The organism is Hungatella sp. L36 (assembly GCF_014288035.1).
This window is the reverse complement of the sequence record NZ_JACOPC010000004.1, coordinates 97590-115595: the sequence shown is the minus strand read 5'-3', so window position 1 is coordinate 115595 and position 18006 is coordinate 97590. Positions and strand designations below refer to the sequence as shown.

18 protein-coding genes are annotated in these 18006 nt (G+C 46.2%); 1 reads left to right on the top strand and 17 read right to left on the bottom strand.

Annotated features, from left to right (window positions below; genetic code table 11):
- The 16 genes from H8S80_RS12160 to H8S80_RS12085 all read right to left on the bottom strand — a co-directional run bounded on the left by H8S80_RS12160 (position 1) and on the right by H8S80_RS12085 (position 15419).
- Complete coding sequence (locus H8S80_RS12160) at positions 1 to 1077, bottom strand: ethanolamine utilization protein EutH (RefSeq protein ID WP_002602011.1); 1077 nt, start codon at positions 1075 to 1077, stop codon at positions 1 to 3.
- Between the two features lie 9 nt (positions 1078 to 1086).
- Complete coding sequence (locus tag H8S80_RS12155; protein ID WP_117633284.1) at positions 1087 to 2388, bottom strand: amidohydrolase; 1302 nt, start codon at positions 2386 to 2388, stop codon at positions 1087 to 1089.
- An 11-nt stretch (positions 2389 to 2399) separates the two neighbouring features.
- Positions 2400 to 3146, bottom strand: a complete 747-nt coding sequence (locus H8S80_RS12150; protein ID WP_117633285.1) for a nucleoside phosphorylase — start codon at positions 3144 to 3146, stop codon at positions 2400 to 2402.
- Between the two features lie 4 nt (positions 3147 to 3150).
- Entirely contained in the window at positions 3151 to 4050 is a 900-nt protein-coding gene (locus H8S80_RS12145; RefSeq protein WP_117633286.1) for an ABC transporter permease, read from the bottom strand.
- On the bottom strand, positions 4047 to 5138 hold the full coding sequence (locus tag H8S80_RS12140; protein WP_002602015.1) for an ABC transporter permease: 1092 nt from the start codon (positions 5136 to 5138) through the stop codon (positions 4047 to 4049). Before H8S80_RS12140 ends, H8S80_RS12145 begins: the two co-directional genes overlap by 4 nt.
- Positions 5131 to 6630, bottom strand: a complete 1500-nt coding sequence (locus H8S80_RS12135) for an ABC transporter ATP-binding protein (protein ID WP_025531851.1) — start codon at positions 6628 to 6630, stop codon at positions 5131 to 5133. The genes H8S80_RS12140 and H8S80_RS12135 overlap by 8 nt, the downstream gene beginning before the upstream one ends.
- An 81-nt stretch (positions 6631 to 6711) precedes the next feature.
- Positions 6712 to 7806 carry a BMP family ABC transporter substrate-binding protein gene (locus H8S80_RS12130; protein ID WP_243008011.1) on the bottom strand — a complete coding sequence of 365 codons (1095 nt, stop codon included), beginning with the start codon at positions 7804 to 7806 and terminating at the stop codon, positions 6712 to 6714.
- On the bottom strand, positions 7803 to 8663 hold the full coding sequence (locus tag H8S80_RS12125) for a purine-nucleoside phosphorylase (RefSeq protein WP_025531850.1): 861 nt from the start codon (positions 8661 to 8663) through the stop codon (positions 7803 to 7805). The genes H8S80_RS12130 and H8S80_RS12125 overlap by 4 nt, the downstream gene beginning before the upstream one ends.
- Complete coding sequence (locus H8S80_RS12120; protein WP_002602019.1) at positions 8656 to 9423, bottom strand: nucleoside phosphorylase; 768 nt, start codon at positions 9421 to 9423, stop codon at positions 8656 to 8658. Before H8S80_RS12120 ends, H8S80_RS12125 begins: the two co-directional genes overlap by 8 nt.
- Positions 9420 to 10475 carry an S-methyl-5-thioribose-1-phosphate isomerase gene (locus H8S80_RS12115; protein ID WP_117633288.1) on the bottom strand — a complete coding sequence of 352 codons (1056 nt, stop codon included), beginning with the start codon at positions 10473 to 10475 and terminating at the stop codon, positions 9420 to 9422. The genes H8S80_RS12120 and H8S80_RS12115 overlap by 4 nt, the downstream gene beginning before the upstream one ends.
- Positions 10476 to 10485: 10 nt before the next feature.
- A complete protein-coding gene (locus tag H8S80_RS12110; protein WP_002602021.1) occupies positions 10486 to 11100 on the bottom strand; it encodes a class II aldolase/adducin family protein in 615 nt (204 codons plus the stop codon).
- An 85-nt stretch (positions 11101 to 11185) separates the two neighbouring features.
- Complete coding sequence (locus tag H8S80_RS12105; RefSeq protein ID WP_181988039.1) at positions 11186 to 11323, bottom strand: hypothetical protein; 138 nt, start codon at positions 11321 to 11323, stop codon at positions 11186 to 11188.
- A gap of 105 nt (positions 11324 to 11428) precedes the next feature.
- A complete protein-coding gene (locus tag H8S80_RS12100; protein ID WP_002602022.1) occupies positions 11429 to 12193 on the bottom strand; it encodes a DeoR/GlpR family DNA-binding transcription regulator in 765 nt (254 codons plus the stop codon).
- Positions 12194 to 12226: 33 nt separating this feature from the next.
- Entirely contained in the window at positions 12227 to 13411 is a 1185-nt protein-coding gene (gene mtnK, locus H8S80_RS12095; RefSeq protein WP_181988040.1) for an S-methyl-5-thioribose kinase, read from the bottom strand.
- 5 nt (positions 13412 to 13416) lie between these two features.
- Positions 13417 to 14373, bottom strand: coding sequence for a nucleoside hydrolase (locus H8S80_RS12090; RefSeq protein WP_117633290.1), 957 nt, complete (start codon positions 14371 to 14373; stop codon positions 13417 to 13419).
- A 29-nt stretch (positions 14374 to 14402) separates the two neighbouring features.
- Positions 14403 to 15419, bottom strand: coding sequence for a nucleoside hydrolase (locus tag H8S80_RS12085; RefSeq protein ID WP_117633291.1), 1017 nt, complete (start codon positions 15417 to 15419; stop codon positions 14403 to 14405).
- 166 nt (positions 15420 to 15585) lie between these two features.
- On the opposite strand from H8S80_RS12085, the gene H8S80_RS12080 reads away from it, so the two are divergent.
- A complete protein-coding gene (locus tag H8S80_RS12080) occupies positions 15586 to 16404 on the top strand; it encodes a helix-turn-helix domain-containing protein (RefSeq protein ID WP_118033145.1) in 819 nt (272 codons plus the stop codon).
- A gap of 253 nt (positions 16405 to 16657) precedes the next feature.
- Here the strand turns inward: H8S80_RS12080 and dnaB are convergent, their stop codons facing one another.
- On the bottom strand, positions 16658 to 17995 hold the full coding sequence (gene dnaB / locus H8S80_RS12075; RefSeq protein ID WP_029467553.1) for a replicative DNA helicase: 1338 nt from the start codon (positions 17993 to 17995) through the stop codon (positions 16658 to 16660).
- Between the last annotated feature and the right edge of the window lie 11 nt (positions 17996 to 18006).

The following is an 18006-nucleotide window of genomic DNA, read 5'->3' as shown; positions in this document are numbered from 1 at the left end:
TCAACACTCTTCCTTTACTTTTTTATAGTTTCCGGCCATTATACAGGCCAGTATGACAGCAAGAATTCCTCCTGTGAGCTTTGCCGCCATCATTGGGGCAATCATGCGCGGATCGATCGACTGGGTGTAGGCATAATGCGCCGTGATAATACAGATCGCATTCGTATACCACGCTGCCGATATTATGACCCCCCGTCTGTCCATATCCTTTATCAGCATAAAGGCTGATAACACATTTACACAGGATATGGGAATCGCTGCTGCCGCCACATCATTGATATGCAGAAGTCTTCCAGCTGCCGCAAGAGGACGTCTCAACAGATAAATAAAGAGATATGCCAGGGGGATACTGCCAAGCTGCACAATACTCATATCGGCCACAATACCCATAGCATTTTCAATCGGTTCCAATCCATTGATGAGTGGGGTGTGGGTAATATACGTAAATGCTGCCGCTCCCAGGCTGAGAATCGTAATGATCCTGAGAATCCTGGCAAAAAGCATAAATCCGCGGATAACGCGGTCTTTAAGGATCAGGAAGCCGGCAATCACCAATCCGGATATCAACGCTACCGGTATTGTATTTCGAATCAGCAGGACTGCATCAAGGCCCATTGACAGACCGCCGGCCACAGCCCCGGCCGGGACTGTGATCAGTCCGATCATAATTCCAGTTGCAAAATCTCCCTGCTGGTCTTTATTGATTAACCCCAGCGCCACCGGTATCGTATAGACCAGGGTGGCCCCCAGAGTAGAAGACACGATAAGGCCGGAATAGAGTCCAACGCCCTGGTCATCAGCCATAGACATGGCCAATGGATAACCGCCCATATTATTAGCCAGAATACATCCGAACATAGCCGGGTCGATTCCGAAGGACCGGAACAGAGGCGCCACAACTATTGCACAGCTTTTTCCCAGCAGAGGAGCAAGACAGATAATTCCCACCATGCTGAGTGCAGTCGGCCCCATACATAGAAAACCTTCCTCAAACTTTTCTCCAAGCTTTAATTTATTTCCGCATACGCAGTCGGCCGCGCCGATCAGGGCCCCCACCGCTATTAATAAATTCAGCATTTTTCTCTGTCACATCCCCTGCATCTGACTGCAGATCCGCTTCACCCGTCTGTCTGCTTCATATTGGACACGCTCCCGGTCTATCGTCAGGAATTCGCCTTCCTTATACACCACGCGTCCGTCTATGACGGTCATATATATATCAGACGCCTGTGCAGAATAAACAACATTAGCCAGAATGTCATGTTTCGGAATCAGATGGGGCTTGTCCAGATCCAAAATGATAAAATCAGCTTTCTTTCCTGTCTCTATCACTCCACAGTCCTCTCTCCCCTGCGCCTCCGCTCCGTTAACCGTTGCCATCTCAAGCACGGTCTGAGGCGGCAGCAGCGTTGGATCCAGGAAGGCACCTTTGGCCGCCAGCGATGCCAGATGAATCTCCTCCATCACATTTAAATTGTTATTGCTTGCCGCTCCATCGGTTGCAACTACTACCCGGATACCCTCATTCAGGTAGCTGCTGATCGGAGCGACTCCGCTTCCCAGCTTTAGATTAGAAGAGATACAATGGGACACTGTCGCTTTTCTCTCCCTCATGATCTCCTTATCCCGCTCCTCGAGCCAGACACAGTGAGCGGCCAACACGGGATTTTCAAACATTCCGCGCTCATAAAAATACTGGACCGGTGTTAATCCTCCATGACGAAGCTTACACTCCTCATGTTCTTTCTTTGTTTCCGAAATATGAGTATGGACTGTAAGGCCCTGTTCCTTTGCAAAAGCGGCCACTGCCTGTACCAGGTTATCTGTGGAGGTATACTCTGCATGCAGTCCCATATCTATCCGTATCCGTCCATCCTTTTTGTCTCTGTATTCATTCAGCAGGGATACCGTATTTCTCCAGCCTTTTAAGCTTTCCGGTCTTTCATGGGGATCTGAGGAAGAAAGACCATGGCAGATATTTGCCTTCATCCCTGCATCGTAAAGGGCACGGGCAATATCCTGTACATGGAAGTACATATCCGAAATTGATACGCATCCGCCTGCCATTAATTCCATCGCACCTAAGAGCGCCCCGTAATAGCAGTCTTCCTCTGTCATGTTTCCTTCAAAAGGAAACATTTTTTTCGTCAGCCAGTCATTTAATGAGAGCCCTTCTCCCAGTCCGCGCGTCAGAGTCATCGGCACATGGCAGTGCGTGTTGTAGAAGCCTGGCATCAACAGTTTATTTTTTCCATCAATGACCATTTCCGGGTCTTTTTCCACCACATCCACGCCAATAGAATCAAACCGGCCGTCTTTCACAACGACATTCCTGTGCTCCAGAGGCTCCATATTACTGTTTAGAACCGTAATATCCTTTATCAGCATACCTTTCCCCCTCACTCAGCGTCGATCCGGATTAATGCCTCCAGGGCAATTAATATTTCATGTTCAACCGCCAGCGCTACCATTTCCTCATCCGGCTGATATCCCTCTACGCCGACTAACTCGAAGGCCGGTGCGTCCGCCGCAAGAATAGCGCCTGCTTTTATCCCATGAAGGCTGGCCACCACCAGAAGTCCCGCCACCTCATTTTCCATGGCGATCACTCCAGCCTTCTGATATAATTTGACCCTGGATTCCAGGAGTCCAGGATAAAACAAAGCCTGAGTCAAGACAATGCCGCTATGGGCCTGTAACTGCAAATTGCCGGAGCTTTCCTCCAATGCCCTCACCACCTCCATATCCGCAACTGCCGGATAGGAAAGCGGAAGCATTTTCTCCGTCACGCCGTCTTCACGGCAGGCTGCCTTCACGATTACCAGACTCCCTGCGGTAACTTCCTTCTGCATTCCACCGCAGGTACCTACGCGTATTATGACCTTTGCTCCCGCGCGGCAGAGGCTTTCAAATCCGATTACAGCACCTCCTTCTCCCACGCCATGGGAAGTTACCGTTACGGGAACGCCTTTATAGGTACCGCTGTACGTATGGTATTCTCTGTTTTTTGCAAGGCATTTCACATTTTCCAGCTTCTCAGAGATTTTCTTAGCTCTGGCCGGATCACCGCAGGTCAGTACTCTGGGGTTGATATCTCCCTCGCAAACTGCAATACACGGTAAAACATCTCTCTTTTTTTCTTCCATCTTCTTACCTCTGTTTTTTTCTGATTTTTTTACTTCCAAAAATCGACAATGCCGCCACCGTCGCAATATAAGGAATTGTCAATGTCAGCTGAGAAGGAATAACATTCTGCAGCGATACTCCGATTGCCTGACAGAACCCGAAAAACAGGCTGGAGGCGATAATGAATACCGGCTGATTCTGGCCCATACTCGCCGACGCCATGGCTATGTATCCTCTTCCTGAGCTCATATTTTCCGAAAAGAGCGTAACCTGCCCCATACTGAGCACAGCTCCGCCGAGACCACACAGGGCACCCGACACCAGAACCACAATCATCTGAGTCTTTAAAGTTTTAATTCCCAGACTTCCTGCCGCTTCCTCATTTTTCCCAATACTCTGTACATGAAACCCCTGCACCGTCCTGTATAGATAGATAAACATAAATATCGCCAGAATATAGGACAGATAATCGATAAAGGTCAGCTGCTCGAGCACGCGTCCAAGAAATGGAATATCCTTTATCACAGGTATGTTTAATTTAGGCAGTGCCTTTAACTGGGGACTTGAGAAGCTTCCCTTAACCCCTAAGATCGTATACAGCAGTACGCTGGTCAGGCCGCTGACCAGGAGATTCACCGACGTACCAATTACCATATCAGCCGCCTTATACTTTACCTGCAGAATGGAAACAAGAGAGGCCACCGCCGCTCCGGATGCCACACCACAAAGCACTGCCATGTACACGTTTCCTGTATAATAATTAGCCACAATAGCTACGAAGGAGCCAATTAAAATCTGGCCTTCCAAAGCAATATTAAATACTCCTACCTGACTGCAGATTGCAGAGCCTAACGCAGCAAGCAGTACGGGAGTTGTGGAACGTATTGTCGAATTAATGATAACCGCCAACAGATTTAAATTCATGCCGCAGCGCCCCCTCCTTCGCTATGATCCATTTTCAGTTTCCGTTTCTTAATAAATTTAATTCCTATCTTTGCCGAAACAAACAGTGTAATCGTACTTTGAATCACAGTCGCCATCTGCAGCGGAATACTGGAGGATCGCTGGATCGCCTGTCCCCCAACCTGAAGTCCGGAAAGAAAAATCGAGGATACCAGGATTCCTACCGGATGCAGGTCTGCAATCAGTGCGGCCATCAGGCCCGTCCATGCGTAACTGGCGCTCGTAAACATCCCATCCGTATACCGGTATTTATATCCGAATATCTCGCACATCCCGGCCACAGCAGCGATCGCTCCGCTTAAGGCCATCGTCTTAAGCATGACTTTCTTTTCGAATACACCGCCATACTTTGCAAAATGAGGGTTTAATCCGGTCATCTTTGACTCATAGCCAAAAACAGTCTTCCGTTCCATATAAAAAAACAGAATTGTAATAACCGCCGCGACAACTATTCCCAAATTCAGGGTGTTCGAGGAGCTAAACTGCAGAAAATGGGTGCTTTCAGGAATTGTTTTTGTTACAAGCGACAATCCATCTCCCGATTTATCCTTAAACGGATAGCTCACCAGATAGGAGGCGATGTAATTGGCTACATAGTTTAACATGAGTGTACATATTACGATAGAGCTTTGAAATTTCATATTCAGAACAGCCACAAGAGTAGCGTAAAGACCTCCTGCAATGATTCCGGCGAGGATTGAAAGCGGCAGCAGCAAAAAGCCGGGAAGAGGCACGTATATCGCTGTAACTGTCGCGGCAAAGGCTCCGGTAATCATCTGCCCTTCCACACCGATATTAATGTATCCTGCCCGCCATGCCGCTGCGGTTGCAATTCCACAAATAATAATTGGTGTAGCTCTGGTTAATGTCTGAGTCAAATAATAGGGGTTGAAAAACGATTTTTCAAACATATTCATATAGATTTCAATTGGATTTTCATGAGATACCAATATGAATACAGCTCCCACCAGAAGACCCAGAAGTGTAGCCGCAACAGGCTGGGCCATAACTTTTCCAAACTGTTTTCCATAGTTTTTTAATTTATCCATTATGCCCTCCCATCATTAAAAATCCGACTTCCTCCGTGGAAACTTCTTCCCGGTTGAACTCTCCTCTGATTTTTCCATCATAAATAACGTAAACACGGTCAGATAAAGCCAGTATTTCAGACAGCTCCGAGGAAACGAGCAGCACCGCGTCTTTCCTGTTTCTTTTTTCCACGATTCTGTCATGAATAAATTCCCTGGCTCCTATGTCGACGCCTCTGGTCGGTTCTGCTGCAATTAAGAATTTTGAGTGATGCTCAATCTCCCTGGCCACAATCAGTTTCTGTATGTTCCCTCCCGACAGCGATCCGGCTTTATTCTGAATATTGTCATACTTTACACCATACTTCTCCAGCAGCTGCAGCGTAAATTCCTGATTTTGTTTCTTGTCCAGTATTCCCTTACGTGAAAATTTCTTCTGATACTCAAATCCCATGATTGCAGTTTCTTCCAAAGACGCTTTCTTAGCGCAGCCATATTCATAACGGTCTTCCGGAATATGAGCGCAGCCTGCCTCCCGGATCTCCCGTACACCCAGGCTGGATATCTCTTTTCCCTCCAGCGTAATCTTCCCTTTCGTCAGATTAGTAAGCCCGGTAAGACACTGGATCAGCTCTGTCTGTCCATTGCCGGATACGCCGGCCAGCCCTACAATCTCGCCCTCCTTCACATGCAGGCTCAGACCCTTTAAGACCGTAACGCCATCGTTCTCACAGTATGCATCCTCTATCTCCAAAACGGTTTTCCCGGGTTCCTGCTTCTCGATCTTACGCTGCGGGATTCCTTTCCCAACCATGAGATAGGACAGCTCTTTTATATCCGTTTCACTGATTTTCCGTTCCCCTATGTAGTTACCTTTTCTCATAATAACTGCCCGGTCCGCCACGTCCATGACTTCCTGCAGCTTATGTGTAATAATAATAATGCTTTTTCCACGGCTTGCCAGATGTTTCAGAGTCTTCAAAAGCTCATCAATTTCCTGCGGAACCAAAACTGCTGTGGGTTCATCGAAAATAATAATGTCCGCATCCTGATACAGCACCTTTAATATTTCAATCCTCTGCCGCATTCCCACAGAGCACTCCTCTACTTTCAAATCCGGATTAATTGAAAGCCCATATTCCTCACTTAGGTTTTTAACGATTTCACTCGCTTTTTTTCTGTCAAAAAACAAGTTTTTCTTCGGCTCTTTGCCATACACGATATTTTCCGCAACCGTATAGCTGTCAAACAGCATAAAATGCTGCTGCACCATGCCAATGCCGCAGGCAATGGCATCCTGCACGGAATGAATACTTACCTTCTTTCCATCCAGAAATATTTCTCCCGAATCAGCGTGGCCCAGTCCATACAGGATCTTCATGACCGTGGTCTTCCCGGCGCCGTTTTCTCCTATGACTGCCAGAATCTCACCCTTATTCATCCCAAAGCTGATATGATTATTCGCAATCGTCTTGCCATATGTTTTTGTTATATCTTTTAATTCCAGGAACATATTAAGTCCTCCTGTTATGGAAGAAGATACTGCAAAACACAGGATCTCTGTCTTTCGCAGCATCTCCTCTGACATCTAAGCCTATTGGTTATAGCTCTCTTCTTCCGGAACTACTGATAGATCAATCTCTTTGTTCTTAATTTTTTCAGCAGTCTCTTTTAATGTTGCCACATCCTCGTCAGTCAGTTTTTCATTTCTCGGATTTTCACTCTCATGGGTAACGAAAACAGCACCGATCGCACCCTCGGCAACACCTAAGGACTCATCCTCTGTCGTCCACTTATCTGAGTAATACTGATCAAGCAAATACTGCATGGTTGCATAAGTATCCTTGATCTGGCTGGTAACAATCCATGGATTGTCAGGGGAAGTCAGATCCACATCCTGACCTGAAGTATAGAATTCTTTTTCTTTTGCGGCCTCAAACACGCCTTTATCTCCTCCTGCCGCCGCGGAATTGATAAACTGGCATCCCTGCTCATACTGCTGGATTGCATACTCTTTGGATTTCGCCGGATCATTATAGCTGCCGACGTAATTGAAGATAAATTTGGCATCCGGTTTTTCGGATTTTACACCTTCCATATATCCCCATCTCCATTTCCAGCTGCCGGGTCCCTGATTCACATGTACTGCGCCGAATTGGCTGGCAGTATCATCCGTTACCATGCCGGCAATCTTTCCGATTAAATACGCACCTTCCTGTTCTCTATAGGAAATGCATTTTACATTTTCTACATCTACCTGGGAATCAATAAGCGCATAGTCCGCCTTATCCGGAAATTCAGTTGCAACCTTGGTAATTGCATCGCCTGCCTGCCAGCTGCCTCCGATAATTAAATCGGCGCCCTCTTCCACCATAGCTCTGCAGTTGTCTTCATATGCAGCCGCATCGGCACACTCAGCCACAACCGCTTCAAATCCATATTTCTCTGCGCTCGCTTTCAGACCTTCAATCATGTTTAATACGAATACCTGTGTACCTGCCACATCGCAGATCAACGCGACTTTTTTCTTTTCACCATTCTTTTCCGGAGCCGCTTCACTCTGTGCCGAATCCTTTTTTTCTGCCGCATTTGTATTGCCTGTCGTTTCAGAAGCACCACAGCCCGTCAGCACGACCATAACAGCGCAAAGCCCCACTGCCAACATTTTTGTTATACTCTTTTTCATCATTCATCCTCCTGTGATTCCATATGCGCCAAAATGCTGCTCAGATATTTTTTGAACTCCTTTGCTGACTGAGCGGCCACATAATCAACCTCTTCCCCATCAACCCGATTATTGTTTACACCCGCTGCCATATTGGATATCAGTGATATAGCCAGTGTCTTCAATCCACAATGTGCCGCAGTAAGTGCTTCTGTGACAGTTGACATCCCTGCCGCATCCGCGCCGGCCATTCTTAAGAAACGAATTTCAGCCGGTGTCTCAAAGTGAGGTCCCGTCTGATATGCGTAGACCCCTTCCTGAATCCTCAGACTGCACTCCTTTGCCAGACTCTTTGCCAGAGTTCTTAAACCTTCATCATAGGCATTGCATACATCAAAAAACCTCGGCCCGATCCGGTCATCATTCGGTCCCCTCAGCGGAGAGGCGCCTGCCAGATTGATATGGTCCCTGATAATCATCAGATCCCCCGGCTTGTATCCCGTATTGATTCCACCAGCCGCATTCGTCAGAATCATATTCTCAACTCCCAAAAGCTTAAAAAGACGAACCGGAGCCACCAGCTGTTCATAATCATATCCTTCATAATAGTGGAAACGACCGGACATACAGACTACCTTTCTGCCGTATAATTCTCCCAGAATCAGTTTTCCCGCGTGAGATTTTACCGTGCTGACTAGAAAGTCCGGAATATCCTCATAAGGAATCTCAACGGGGTTTTTTATATCAGAAGCCAGGCTTCCTAATGCCGAACCGAGAATCAAAGCGGTCTGTGGTTTGAAATCAATCTTACTCTTTACGTAATCTGCACTTTTTTCAAAATATTCCAGATTAAAGTTGTATTTCATCTCGATATTATTCATGCTTCTCCTTTTTAATTAAGATTCGTATTCCTTCTATTACCGTTCTTATGGCCGGTGATAAATCCCGTACAGTCTCACAGGGGAGTCCGGCCTGCTCCCTCTCTTTATTCCAGATTACATGCAAAACTGCACCCGCACGGATCCTTCTGATCTGGGAAACTATGAACACGGCTGCACATTCCATCTCTGATCCAAGCGCCCCTGCACGAATCCATGCATCATAATGTTCTTTTAAGTCCCTTCCAACAGGCATTTCAGCCGGCATATGCTGCCCATAATAGGAGTCCTTACTCTGCACCACTCCCTTGTGGGCTTTTACCCCAATCACAGCTGCAGCCTCACTCAAAGCAGAGGTCACATCAAAATCAGGGACCGCCGGAAATTCTCCATATACATATTCTTTCGTTGTGCCTTCCTGTCTGATCGCACCCGTTGGGAGTATAATCTCACCGCTGCCAACCTCCTGCTGCATCCCGCCGCAAGTCCCTAACCGTATGACCGTATCAACTCCAATCATGGCCAGCTCCTCGACCGCGATCGCAGCCGAAGGGCCTCCCATTCCAGTTGAAATAACCAGTACTTTTTCGCCTTCCAGATAGCCTTCGTAGCTCGTATATTCTCTATGTACCGATAACGGTCTGGGATTTTCCAGATAGCCTGCGATTACCTTCACCCTACCGGGATCTCCAGGCAGAATCGCATACCTTGCACCGACCTCCGGCCCTAAATCAATGCTGCTGCAATATCCCCTCTTTATCATAGCGTTTTTCCTTTCTCCGCGTAGGCCTTCAGCTGATAGGGAGAGAACACTCCTAAATCCGTAACGACACCGTTGCAAAGTTTAGGCGGTGTAATATCAAAAGCAGGGTAATATGCCTTCACCCCTTCTTTTGTGACCTTTGTTCCCATAGCCTCCATTACAAGTTCCGGATCTCTGTATTCAATCTTCACCGTGTCAATAGTCTCATGGCGCAGATTCGGTGTTCCTGTTACGAAATACGGGATGTTATGATAACTGGCGGCCAGCGCAATCTGGAATGTTCCCACCTTATTAACCACATATCCGTCCATGGTGATAACGTCGGCAGCAGAAGTAAATACATCCACATTTTTTTCCTTCATGATAAACCCCGGCATATTATCCGTTATAACCGATACATCAACCCCCATATCATACGCTACACTGGCGGTAAGCCTTGCCCCCTGAAAATATGGCCGCGTCTCCGCGCAGATCATTTTGATGTCATTATTACGCTTGTGGCATTCCTTGATCAGAGTACCGATGATTGTCTCCGCAAAACACTGGGTCAAAATGGTTCCATTTTTCGGAATCAAATCTGCTAAATAGCTGCCGATCTTTTCATACTTTAAATAATTGTTGTTAATATAAGAGAATGCATATTCTCTTAAGGGTTCGACAAGTTCTTTTGCACAGCCGCCGTCTTTTGCGTGCTTTCTTACAAGCATCATGGCTCCATCTACAATCTGTACCATTTTAGCCACCGTCGTCGGCCTTGCATGGGATAGGTTATAGGCTGCCTTGTCCATATATTGCACAAGCTCATCTCCCGATTTCTCCCCTGCCTCATATGCGGCCAGTGCCATACCCATGGCCGCCGCTGTATATGGCCCGCCGCTCTGTGTCACCATATCAGCAATCGCCTGTGCAACCTCCTCGTGTTTACTGCAGATTACATATTCCGTCTTTACGGGGTAAATTCTCCTGTCCAGAATTTTCACCTTCCCATCTTCATACCACGCTACATTTTCGTACCGCAGAAGAAAACCCATCTGCTCATCTGCTCTTCTCATGCTATCCTCCTTATTTTCCTTTCATGACATTCACATATTTTTCATCAATAATCTGTACCTCTCCATTATTTAAGGCAAGGCTGTATATCTTAGCCGCGTCCTCCGTGTAGACTGCCCTGATATGAGCCTGGTCCAAATTCTCTCCCACAGCCAGAACTCCATGGTTGGCCATCAGGCATGCATTTCTGCCATTCAGCTTCTTAACCGCTTCCACACCAACCTCTACAGTTCCAGGTATGGCAAAGTCCGCAACTTCTACCTCACCGCCTAAAAATGGGACCATCTCAATTAAGATCACCGGTATGCTCTGATTATTTACGGCAAACGAAGTGGCATACGGTGAATGTGTATGTATCACAGATGATATCTCCGGCTTCTGCCTGTAAACCTCGGCATGCAGCCTCCATTCTGATGAGGGTTTTCTTTCCCCTTCCAGCACCTCTCCATCCAGAGTCATTCGTACCAGATCCTCCTCCGTCATAGTTTCATATGGGAGCGAACCTGGTGTGATAAACATCTCACCCGACGCATGATCATAATAGCTGATATTTCCGCTGGTCCCTGCAAACAGGGCTTCACGATAAGACTGCTTTGTTACTTCAAGAAGTTTTTTTCTTATTTCCAAGTGATTATGTCCCCCTTTTCTTGGTTTTATGTTGTTTTATGTTTTATATAAACAAGATACCACACAATTCCAATTTATGCAACTATTAATTATTAGTTTCTTCTATTTTTTTTGTGATTGTAAGTTGTTTTTTGTATCTATTCAACACATTTATTGATAGTTCAACACGTTCTTTCCACAAATACCTCTTTTTTTCCTTATCTATTTTCCAATTCTTAAACATAATATACAATCCTCCAAAACAAAAAAGGTGCTGTTTTATGGAGAACGATCCATAAAACAGCACCTTTTTTGTTTTCTATTCTTCTTAACACCTCGTGAAATAATCCTATTTACCGCATTCGACCAAATGTATACTGCATTCTTTTAAATGATTCTTCCAATCCTTCGTCAGCTCTTTATCCGTAACCAGCACATCAACGCTGTCCAGGGTACCCATCCTGGCAAATGCCGAACGGTCGAACTTTGTGTGGTCTGCAATTAGAAATTTCTTATCCGCACAGTTTAAAATACTTCTATGAAATTCAGCTATCATATCACCTGAATCATAAATTCCATAAGCAGTATCCAGGCTGGTACAGGATATAAACGCCTTGTCAAAACAGTATCTCTTTAAATACTGGATCGTCTCAATTCCAAAGAACGCCTGGCTTTTTTCATCAAAGTCTCCGCCCGGTATACATAACTTTATATTGTTATGCTGAGACAACAGCTCCATAGCCGGAAGAGAATTGGTCATCACCGTCAAAGGGATGTTGGAAATAAAATTACAGAGTTCAAACACAGTAGTTGTATGGTCTAAAAATATACAATCATTCGGCTGTATAAACGCTGCTGCATACATTGCCATCTGTCTTTTTTCTTCCCGCATGATCGACGACTTTATCTTCTGTGAAACGGTTATATTCTTCTTAAAAACCAGGGAGGCTCCTCCGTACGTTTTAATCAGAAAACCTTCATTGCTCAAAACTTCAAAGTCGCGGCGGATCGTCTCTGTACTCACGGAAAAGGCGTCTGCCATCTCGGCAACCGTTACATTCTTTCTCTCGAGTAAAATTTCCTTAATTCGCTCTCTGCGTTCAATAGATAACATCTTGTTCCCCATTTCCCATTATCTGATTGGATACTATGAACCGGATCGTACAAACATATTCTTAAATGCGCCGGGTTCCCGAAATTTATTCCGGTTCAGAACCAGATCAATTCCCATCTCTAGAATCCGTCTTTCTGCCTCTGCCCTTTTCCCCTGGCCCAGACTGACGATATCCTCTGCCTTAGCGCTGCCAACAACCCTACGAATTAATTCCAGACCTGCATATCCCGCTGTATCCTCTAATATACCCATATAATACCATTTATTCAGAATCTTTTCAAATGCATCTTTCTGAACCTGCTCATGATCCATTCCTTTCACCACAAACAACTCTGGTATCTTTGAAACTGTATTCTCTGCCCATATTACACCAGCCGGTTTTTGATTCTGTCTGGCATTTTCCCTTGCAAGCAGCAAATGTGCAATCAAATTTCCTATATCATATCCCATCGGGCCGTAAAATGCAAATTCCGAGTCAAATATTTTCATTCCCAGCTCATTTACAAAGATGGATCCTGTATGCAGATCACCGTGCAGCAGTGCCTGTGCCTCGGTCATATAGCGGTATTTCAGCTTTCCGGCTTCCTGATGCAGTGTCTCATTCTGGTAAATATTGGTTTTAACAAACAACTCATTTTCCGGTTCCACTGAATTTTTTCCCGAAAGGTTAAACATAGCTTCATCAAAAACAAGACGTTCGCTTATCTCACACAGTTCCGGATTGGTAAATCTCTTAACCTGATACTTTTTTTGAATATGATCCTTACCGACATCCGATGTCCTAACCCAGGTTTCCGCCAAAAACGAACTGATCTGTTCTGCAAAATCGGGGAAAATCCTGTCTTCTTCAATCAGCGCCTTTCTCAACACAGTATAGTCCTTCAAATCTTCCATAAACATACAGTCCATGGTCTCATCATAGAGATAGACCTTCGGAGCACAGCCGGGCAATATCTCGTTTTCGGCCTCCAGAGCTGCAGCCTCTCTTCGGTTCCTTTTTCGGCTGATACTTCTTTCCGATGAAAGGCGGGTTGACAATCCCGCCTGTTTTAAGATAACGCTTTTCTCACCATCGCTGATCCGGTAAATATAATTCATATTCCCGTCCCCAATCTCCTTACAGCGCACGTTTGCTCCATAACTGCAAAAAAATCCTTTAGCACATGCGTATTCGGCCGCACTCTTTTCATCCAGTGCAAAGTACTCCCCATTTTTCATGCAGTTCACTCCTGTCCTGAATCCATGTAAAGCAGATGAATAAGCCTTTCTCTGTCTATGTGACATACCTGGCTGATATTCATCTCCTCCTCCGTGTGCTCCAAACGGTTGTTAATATCAATAACCAGCATGCCAAATGTCAGCTTCCCCTTTAAATCCACCTCTCCATATCGCTTTTTCTTCTCACAAAGCCATGGAAGTACTGCCGCTGCCACCGCCGCCATCTCCTGCATGGGGAGATGCCTTTTTCTCTCTCCCATGGGGGCTTCTGCGTTCACATCACACCACCGTTTTTTCAACAGCCTGTTGAATTGATGCATGACCGGCTCTGTCTCATATCTTCTGCTGTCAACCTCACTCAAAGACATATAGCAGAAAGTTCCCGCATCAACCGGACACATGGTAAAATTTAATCCCTGTTCCAACACATACTGCGCCGCTTCCGGGTCGAGATATGTCTGCACATCCTTTACAATCTGCAGGCTGGCATGTCTTTGTGTCCCTCCGCACCAGATCAGCTCTTTTATTAATTTTCCTGCTTCCGGGTAGCGTTCAAGAAGTATTGCCATATTTGTCAGAGCGCCTGCACAGAGGACTTTGGCCTCTCCGCCGGCTTCTCTCAATTTTTCGTATAAAAAGTCTGCAGCATCCAGCCTGGATACCGCACAGACTTTGCTGGTATCAACCTGCAGGCCATTGATCGGCTCGGAAATATCACTTGCCGACACAGGCAGCTGATAATCTCTTCTCCACGGACGATCCGCACCAAGTGCGACCGGCACCTCCCAGCCCAGCAGTTCATTGAGGCCGGATATGCTTCTGTATGAACTTTCCAGTGACGTCTCTCCAAAACACAATGATATTCCTTTTACCTCAACATGATTCAGACGGTTCAGGGCAAACAGTATGCCTGCTGTTTCTTCTGTAATATTTATGTCAACCAATATGAGTTCTTTATTCATTTCTGCCTCCTGTCTTTTTCCCGATGTATCTATTGACGCTCATACTTTTGTTCATACATTCGTTCATACTTTTGAAAGCACTCCATAAAGAATGACGAAAAGCCTTCCCGATCCACCGAATCTACAAAGAACAGATTCTTACGGTCAAGCGGAAGTTTCAGCGTATCCTCGTAGTCTATCACTGTCATTGCCACACATAAATCACTCTTGCTTTCTGCTCTGCAGTAATATCTTCCATAAGTAAATAATTCCGGATGTTCGATAAACGCCAGAGCGCAGTTGTCGTGCATAGATTGGCCGGTCAATCCATTTACTACATTTTCTCCAATCTTTGAACAGGTTTCGTAATAGGCGTCAACCATAAGACTGGCCGCCTTGCCTACCGGTGAGCGAAACTGCTTCATTTGCTCCATCTCCTCAACGGTTATAAGCGCATCCCCGGTTAAGTCTCCCGGACACATATAAAAAGGAATACCGGACTCCATGACAATTTCCGCGGCCTGTGCATCATAAAAAATATTGACACTGGACATAGGGCTTAACGTCCCCTCTCTGATATAACCGCCCATATTAACAAAGCATTTAATATACCGGGACGCATCCGGATATTTCGTCAACAGAATTGCAGCGTCAGTCAGAGGGCCCAAAAGGCAGTATACGACGGGCTTCCCATACTCTTTTATCGTCTGATAGACAAAATCCCATGCCTTTTCTTTTCTCAGCGCTGTTTTTGTATCTTCAAAATCGAATTTATAGCCCCCCAGACCATTTGCCCCATGTACCACCATTCCTCCGGATTCATTTTTCTCATCATACTTCCTGTTGCAAAGCAAGGGCCTCTGGGCTCCCGCCGCGACCGGAATATCTTCCCGCCCGCACAGTTTAAGAACGTTCAGTGTATTCCTGAGAGTGTTCTCTAAGTGATTGTTTCCATGGGTAGCCGTCACTCCCAGAATCTCCAGGGAATCACTGACACAGGCCATCATCAGAGTAGTTGCATCGTCAATACCGGTGTCTACATCAAAGATAATTGGGATTCGTTTCATCTTTTTTCTCCTTTTTTCTTTTTATATTACGCCTGCCGGCACTGGTGTTCAATAATCGGTTCGTTGAAGATACCGCCAGATTCAACCGGGGGTTGAATAATTCGTGAAGATAGATTATATTGAAAAGAGAGACAACCCGGCCGGGTCGGAAAGAAGAGGTTTATGAATGGAATTAGGAAAAAACATTGCAAAGTACAGAAAAGAGAGAAATTTGACTCAAACCAGACTTGCAGACATGCTGGGAGTATCGTTTCAGGCGGTGTCAAAATGGGAGAACGGAAATTCTATGCCCGACATTCTGCTGCTGCCTAAACTGGCCGCTGTTCTCAATGTCAGCTGTGATATCTTAATAGGACATTACCCCGCAGTTTTTTCTTCTCCCTATGATGAACTTTATCAGTCTCCGGAATATTATTGGGGGACACAGCCGACAACGCTCAGCATGAAGGTACTTTCTTTCTATCCTCCCATGAGTTCCCCCTCTCTTCTCGATATCGGCTGCCGTGAGGGGCAGAATGTACTTTTCTTTGGCAGAAACGGTTACCGGGCTACCGGTGTCGATGTCTCGGAGGCAGGCATAAAAAAAGCTCAGCTGCTGGCTGAGAATTGGCACGTAAGGGCAGAGTTCATCTGCGCATCCATTGAGAATTACCTTCCCCGTCACAATTTTGATATTGTGTTCTGCGATGATATGCTTCATTTGCTTCCTCCTGACAGCAGGCTGCAGCTGCTGAAGGAGTGTAAGAAATTTACACAGCCAGGTGGAATTCATGTGATGAATGTTCCGGTTGAAAAACCATTTTTAACATATAAGTATGGTATTCAAAAGGCTTATCCATGGCACTCCGGGGAACTGTTCACCATCTATTACGATTGGGAGATTCTGGAGGGCGGCGAGACAGGCAAGATGCCCATGGGACATGGAGGGGAAGAACGGATTTATAATTACCTGGTGGCCAGGAAAAGGGAGGGGAAAGGGATATAGTTTTTATCTGAGAATATGGATTGGCGGGGGATGGGATGGGGGGATTGGAGGAGGGGAGTCCGCAGGAGCCAGGCATACGAATCAGGAAGGTTCTCCAACTATGCTGGTATAGATACAGACTTGGCAGAACCTTCCTGATTCGTATGCCTGGGGGGCGTTCGCCCCATAGAAAATGAGGGATGGGCCGCGCGGAAAACAAACTTAAAGTGCAAGCTTGTTTTCCGCGCGGCCCATCCCTCATTTTCTATCCTGCTCATTGCTTGGCCATGTTTGCGAATTTCGTAAACTCCGGTCTCCATACTAAATTAACCGTTCCAATCGGACCATTTCTCTGCTTCGCAATGATAACTTCCGCAATATTCGGCATATCTGTATCTTTATTATAATAATCATCTCGATAAAGAAACATAACCACATCCGCATCCTGCTCGATTGCTCCTGACTCTCGTAAGTCGGACAGCATCGGACGGTGATCCTGCCTCGTCTCACACGCTCGGCTTAACTGCGATAATGCGATTACCGGCGCGCTTAATTCTCGCGCCAGCGCTTTTAAGGATCTCGAAATCTCTGAGATCTCCTGCTGACGGTTGTCTCCGCCGCCTTTTCCGCTTCCGCTCATCAACTGTAAGTAGTCGATGATTACAACGTTTAATCCATATTCCAGCTTCATCTTTCGGCATCTGGAACGCAGCTCCATGATCGAAATACCTGGCGTATCATCTATGATCAGTTTGGAATTGCCGATGACACCGATTCCTTCTACTACCGCATCCCAGTCCGAATCGGACAGCGTTCCGGTTCGAAGCTTCTGGGAATCTACGTTGGATTCCATCGCTAACATACGGTTTACCAGCTGCTCCTTTGACATCTCCAGACTGAATACCATACACGGCAGACCTTTTTTTACTGCAATATGATCAACCAGATTCAGTACGAACGCCGTTTTTCCCATGGAAGGACGGGCCGCAATCAGGATGAAGTCGGAGGGCTGCAGACCCGATGTCTTGTAATCCAGATCGATGAAGCCTGTCGGGATTCCCGTTACGGTTCCCTGGTTTTTGGAGGCTTCCTCAATTTTTTCGAGAACGTTCATCGCAACCTGACGGATGGGGACGAAATCACCGGAATTACGGCTCTGTAATAAGTCGAATACCGTTTTCTCCGTCGTCGCCAGGATTGTCTCCAGCGGCTCTTTTCCTGCGTAACACGTGTTGGCAATGTCTTCGTTGACCTTGATCAGTCTCCGCAGAACCGCTTTCTCACGCACAATGTTCGCATACGATTTTACGTTGGCCGATGTTGGCACCGTCGTGATGATGTCCCGCACGAAGTCGAGACTGCTTACCTCGGGCGGGACATCCTTTTCCTTTAACCGGTTCTGAAGTGTGATTAAGTCTACCGGCCTGTTTTCATTGAAAAGCTCTACCATGGCCTCAAACATGACTCCATACTGGTGCTGGTAGAAATCATCGGCCGTTATGATCTCGGAAGCCGCTATAATCGCTTCCCTGTCCATCAGCATGGAGCCGATTACCGACTGCTCCGCCTCCACACTGTGAGGAAGTACCCGCTTGATCAGGGCGTCATCCATGTCTTAAGCCT

What these genes read in the sequence shown, in the direction of transcription:
- H8S80_RS12105 (WP_181988039.1), bottom strand. Translation starts at nt 11,323, where the DNA reads ATGTTTAAGAATTGGAAAATAGATAAGGAAAAAAAGAGGTATTTGTGG.
- H8S80_RS12085 (WP_117633291.1), bottom strand. Translation starts at nt 15,419, where the DNA reads ATGAAACGAATCCCAATTATCTTTGATGTAGACACCGGTATTGACGAT.
- H8S80_RS12115 (WP_117633288.1), bottom strand. Translation starts at nt 10,475, where the DNA reads ATGAGAAGAGCAGATGAGCAGATGGGTTTTCTTCTGCGGTACGAAAAT.
- H8S80_RS12100 (WP_002602022.1), bottom strand. Translation starts at nt 12,193, where the DNA reads ATGTTATCTATTGAACGCAGAGAGCGAATTAAGGAAATTTTACTCGAG.
- H8S80_RS12125 (WP_025531850.1), bottom strand. Translation starts at nt 8,663, where the DNA reads ATGAATAATATCGAGATGAAATACAACTTTAATCTGGAATATTTTGAA.
- dnaB (WP_029467553.1), bottom strand. Translation starts at nt 17,995, where the DNA reads ATGGATGACGCCCTGATCAAGCGGGTACTTCCTCACAGTGTGGAGGCG.
- H8S80_RS12090 (WP_117633290.1), bottom strand. Translation starts at nt 14,373, where the DNA reads ATGAATAAAGAACTCATATTGGTTGACATAAATATTACAGAAGAAACA.
- H8S80_RS12145 (WP_117633286.1), bottom strand. Translation starts at nt 4,050, where the DNA reads ATGAATTTAAATCTGTTGGCGGTTATCATTAATTCGACAATACGTTCC.
- H8S80_RS12140 (WP_002602015.1), bottom strand. Translation starts at nt 5,138, where the DNA reads ATGGATAAATTAAAAAACTATGGAAAACAGTTTGGAAAAGTTATGGCC.
- H8S80_RS12130 (WP_243008011.1), bottom strand. Translation starts at nt 7,806, where the DNA reads ATGATGAAAAAGAGTATAACAAAAATGTTGGCAGTGGGGCTTTGCGCT.
- H8S80_RS12155 (WP_117633284.1), bottom strand. Translation starts at nt 2,388, where the DNA reads ATGCTGATAAAGGATATTACGGTTCTAAACAGTAATATGGAGCCTCTG.
- H8S80_RS12120 (WP_002602019.1), bottom strand. Translation starts at nt 9,423, where the DNA reads ATGATAAAGAGGGGATATTGCAGCAGCATTGATTTAGGGCCGGAGGTC.
- H8S80_RS12160 (WP_002602011.1), bottom strand. Translation starts at nt 1,077, where the DNA reads ATGCTGAATTTATTAATAGCGGTGGGGGCCCTGATCGGCGCGGCCGAC.
- H8S80_RS12135 (WP_025531851.1), bottom strand. Translation starts at nt 6,630, where the DNA reads ATGTTCCTGGAATTAAAAGATATAACAAAAACATATGGCAAGACGATT.
- H8S80_RS12150 (WP_117633285.1), bottom strand. Translation starts at nt 3,146, where the DNA reads ATGGAAGAAAAAAAGAGAGATGTTTTACCGTGTATTGCAGTTTGCGAG.
- mtnK (WP_181988040.1), bottom strand. Translation starts at nt 13,411, where the DNA reads ATGAAAAATGGGGAGTACTTTGCACTGGATGAAAAGAGTGCGGCCGAA.
- H8S80_RS12080 (WP_118033145.1), top strand. Translation starts at nt 15,586, where the DNA reads ATGGAATTAGGAAAAAACATTGCAAAGTACAGAAAAGAGAGAAATTTG.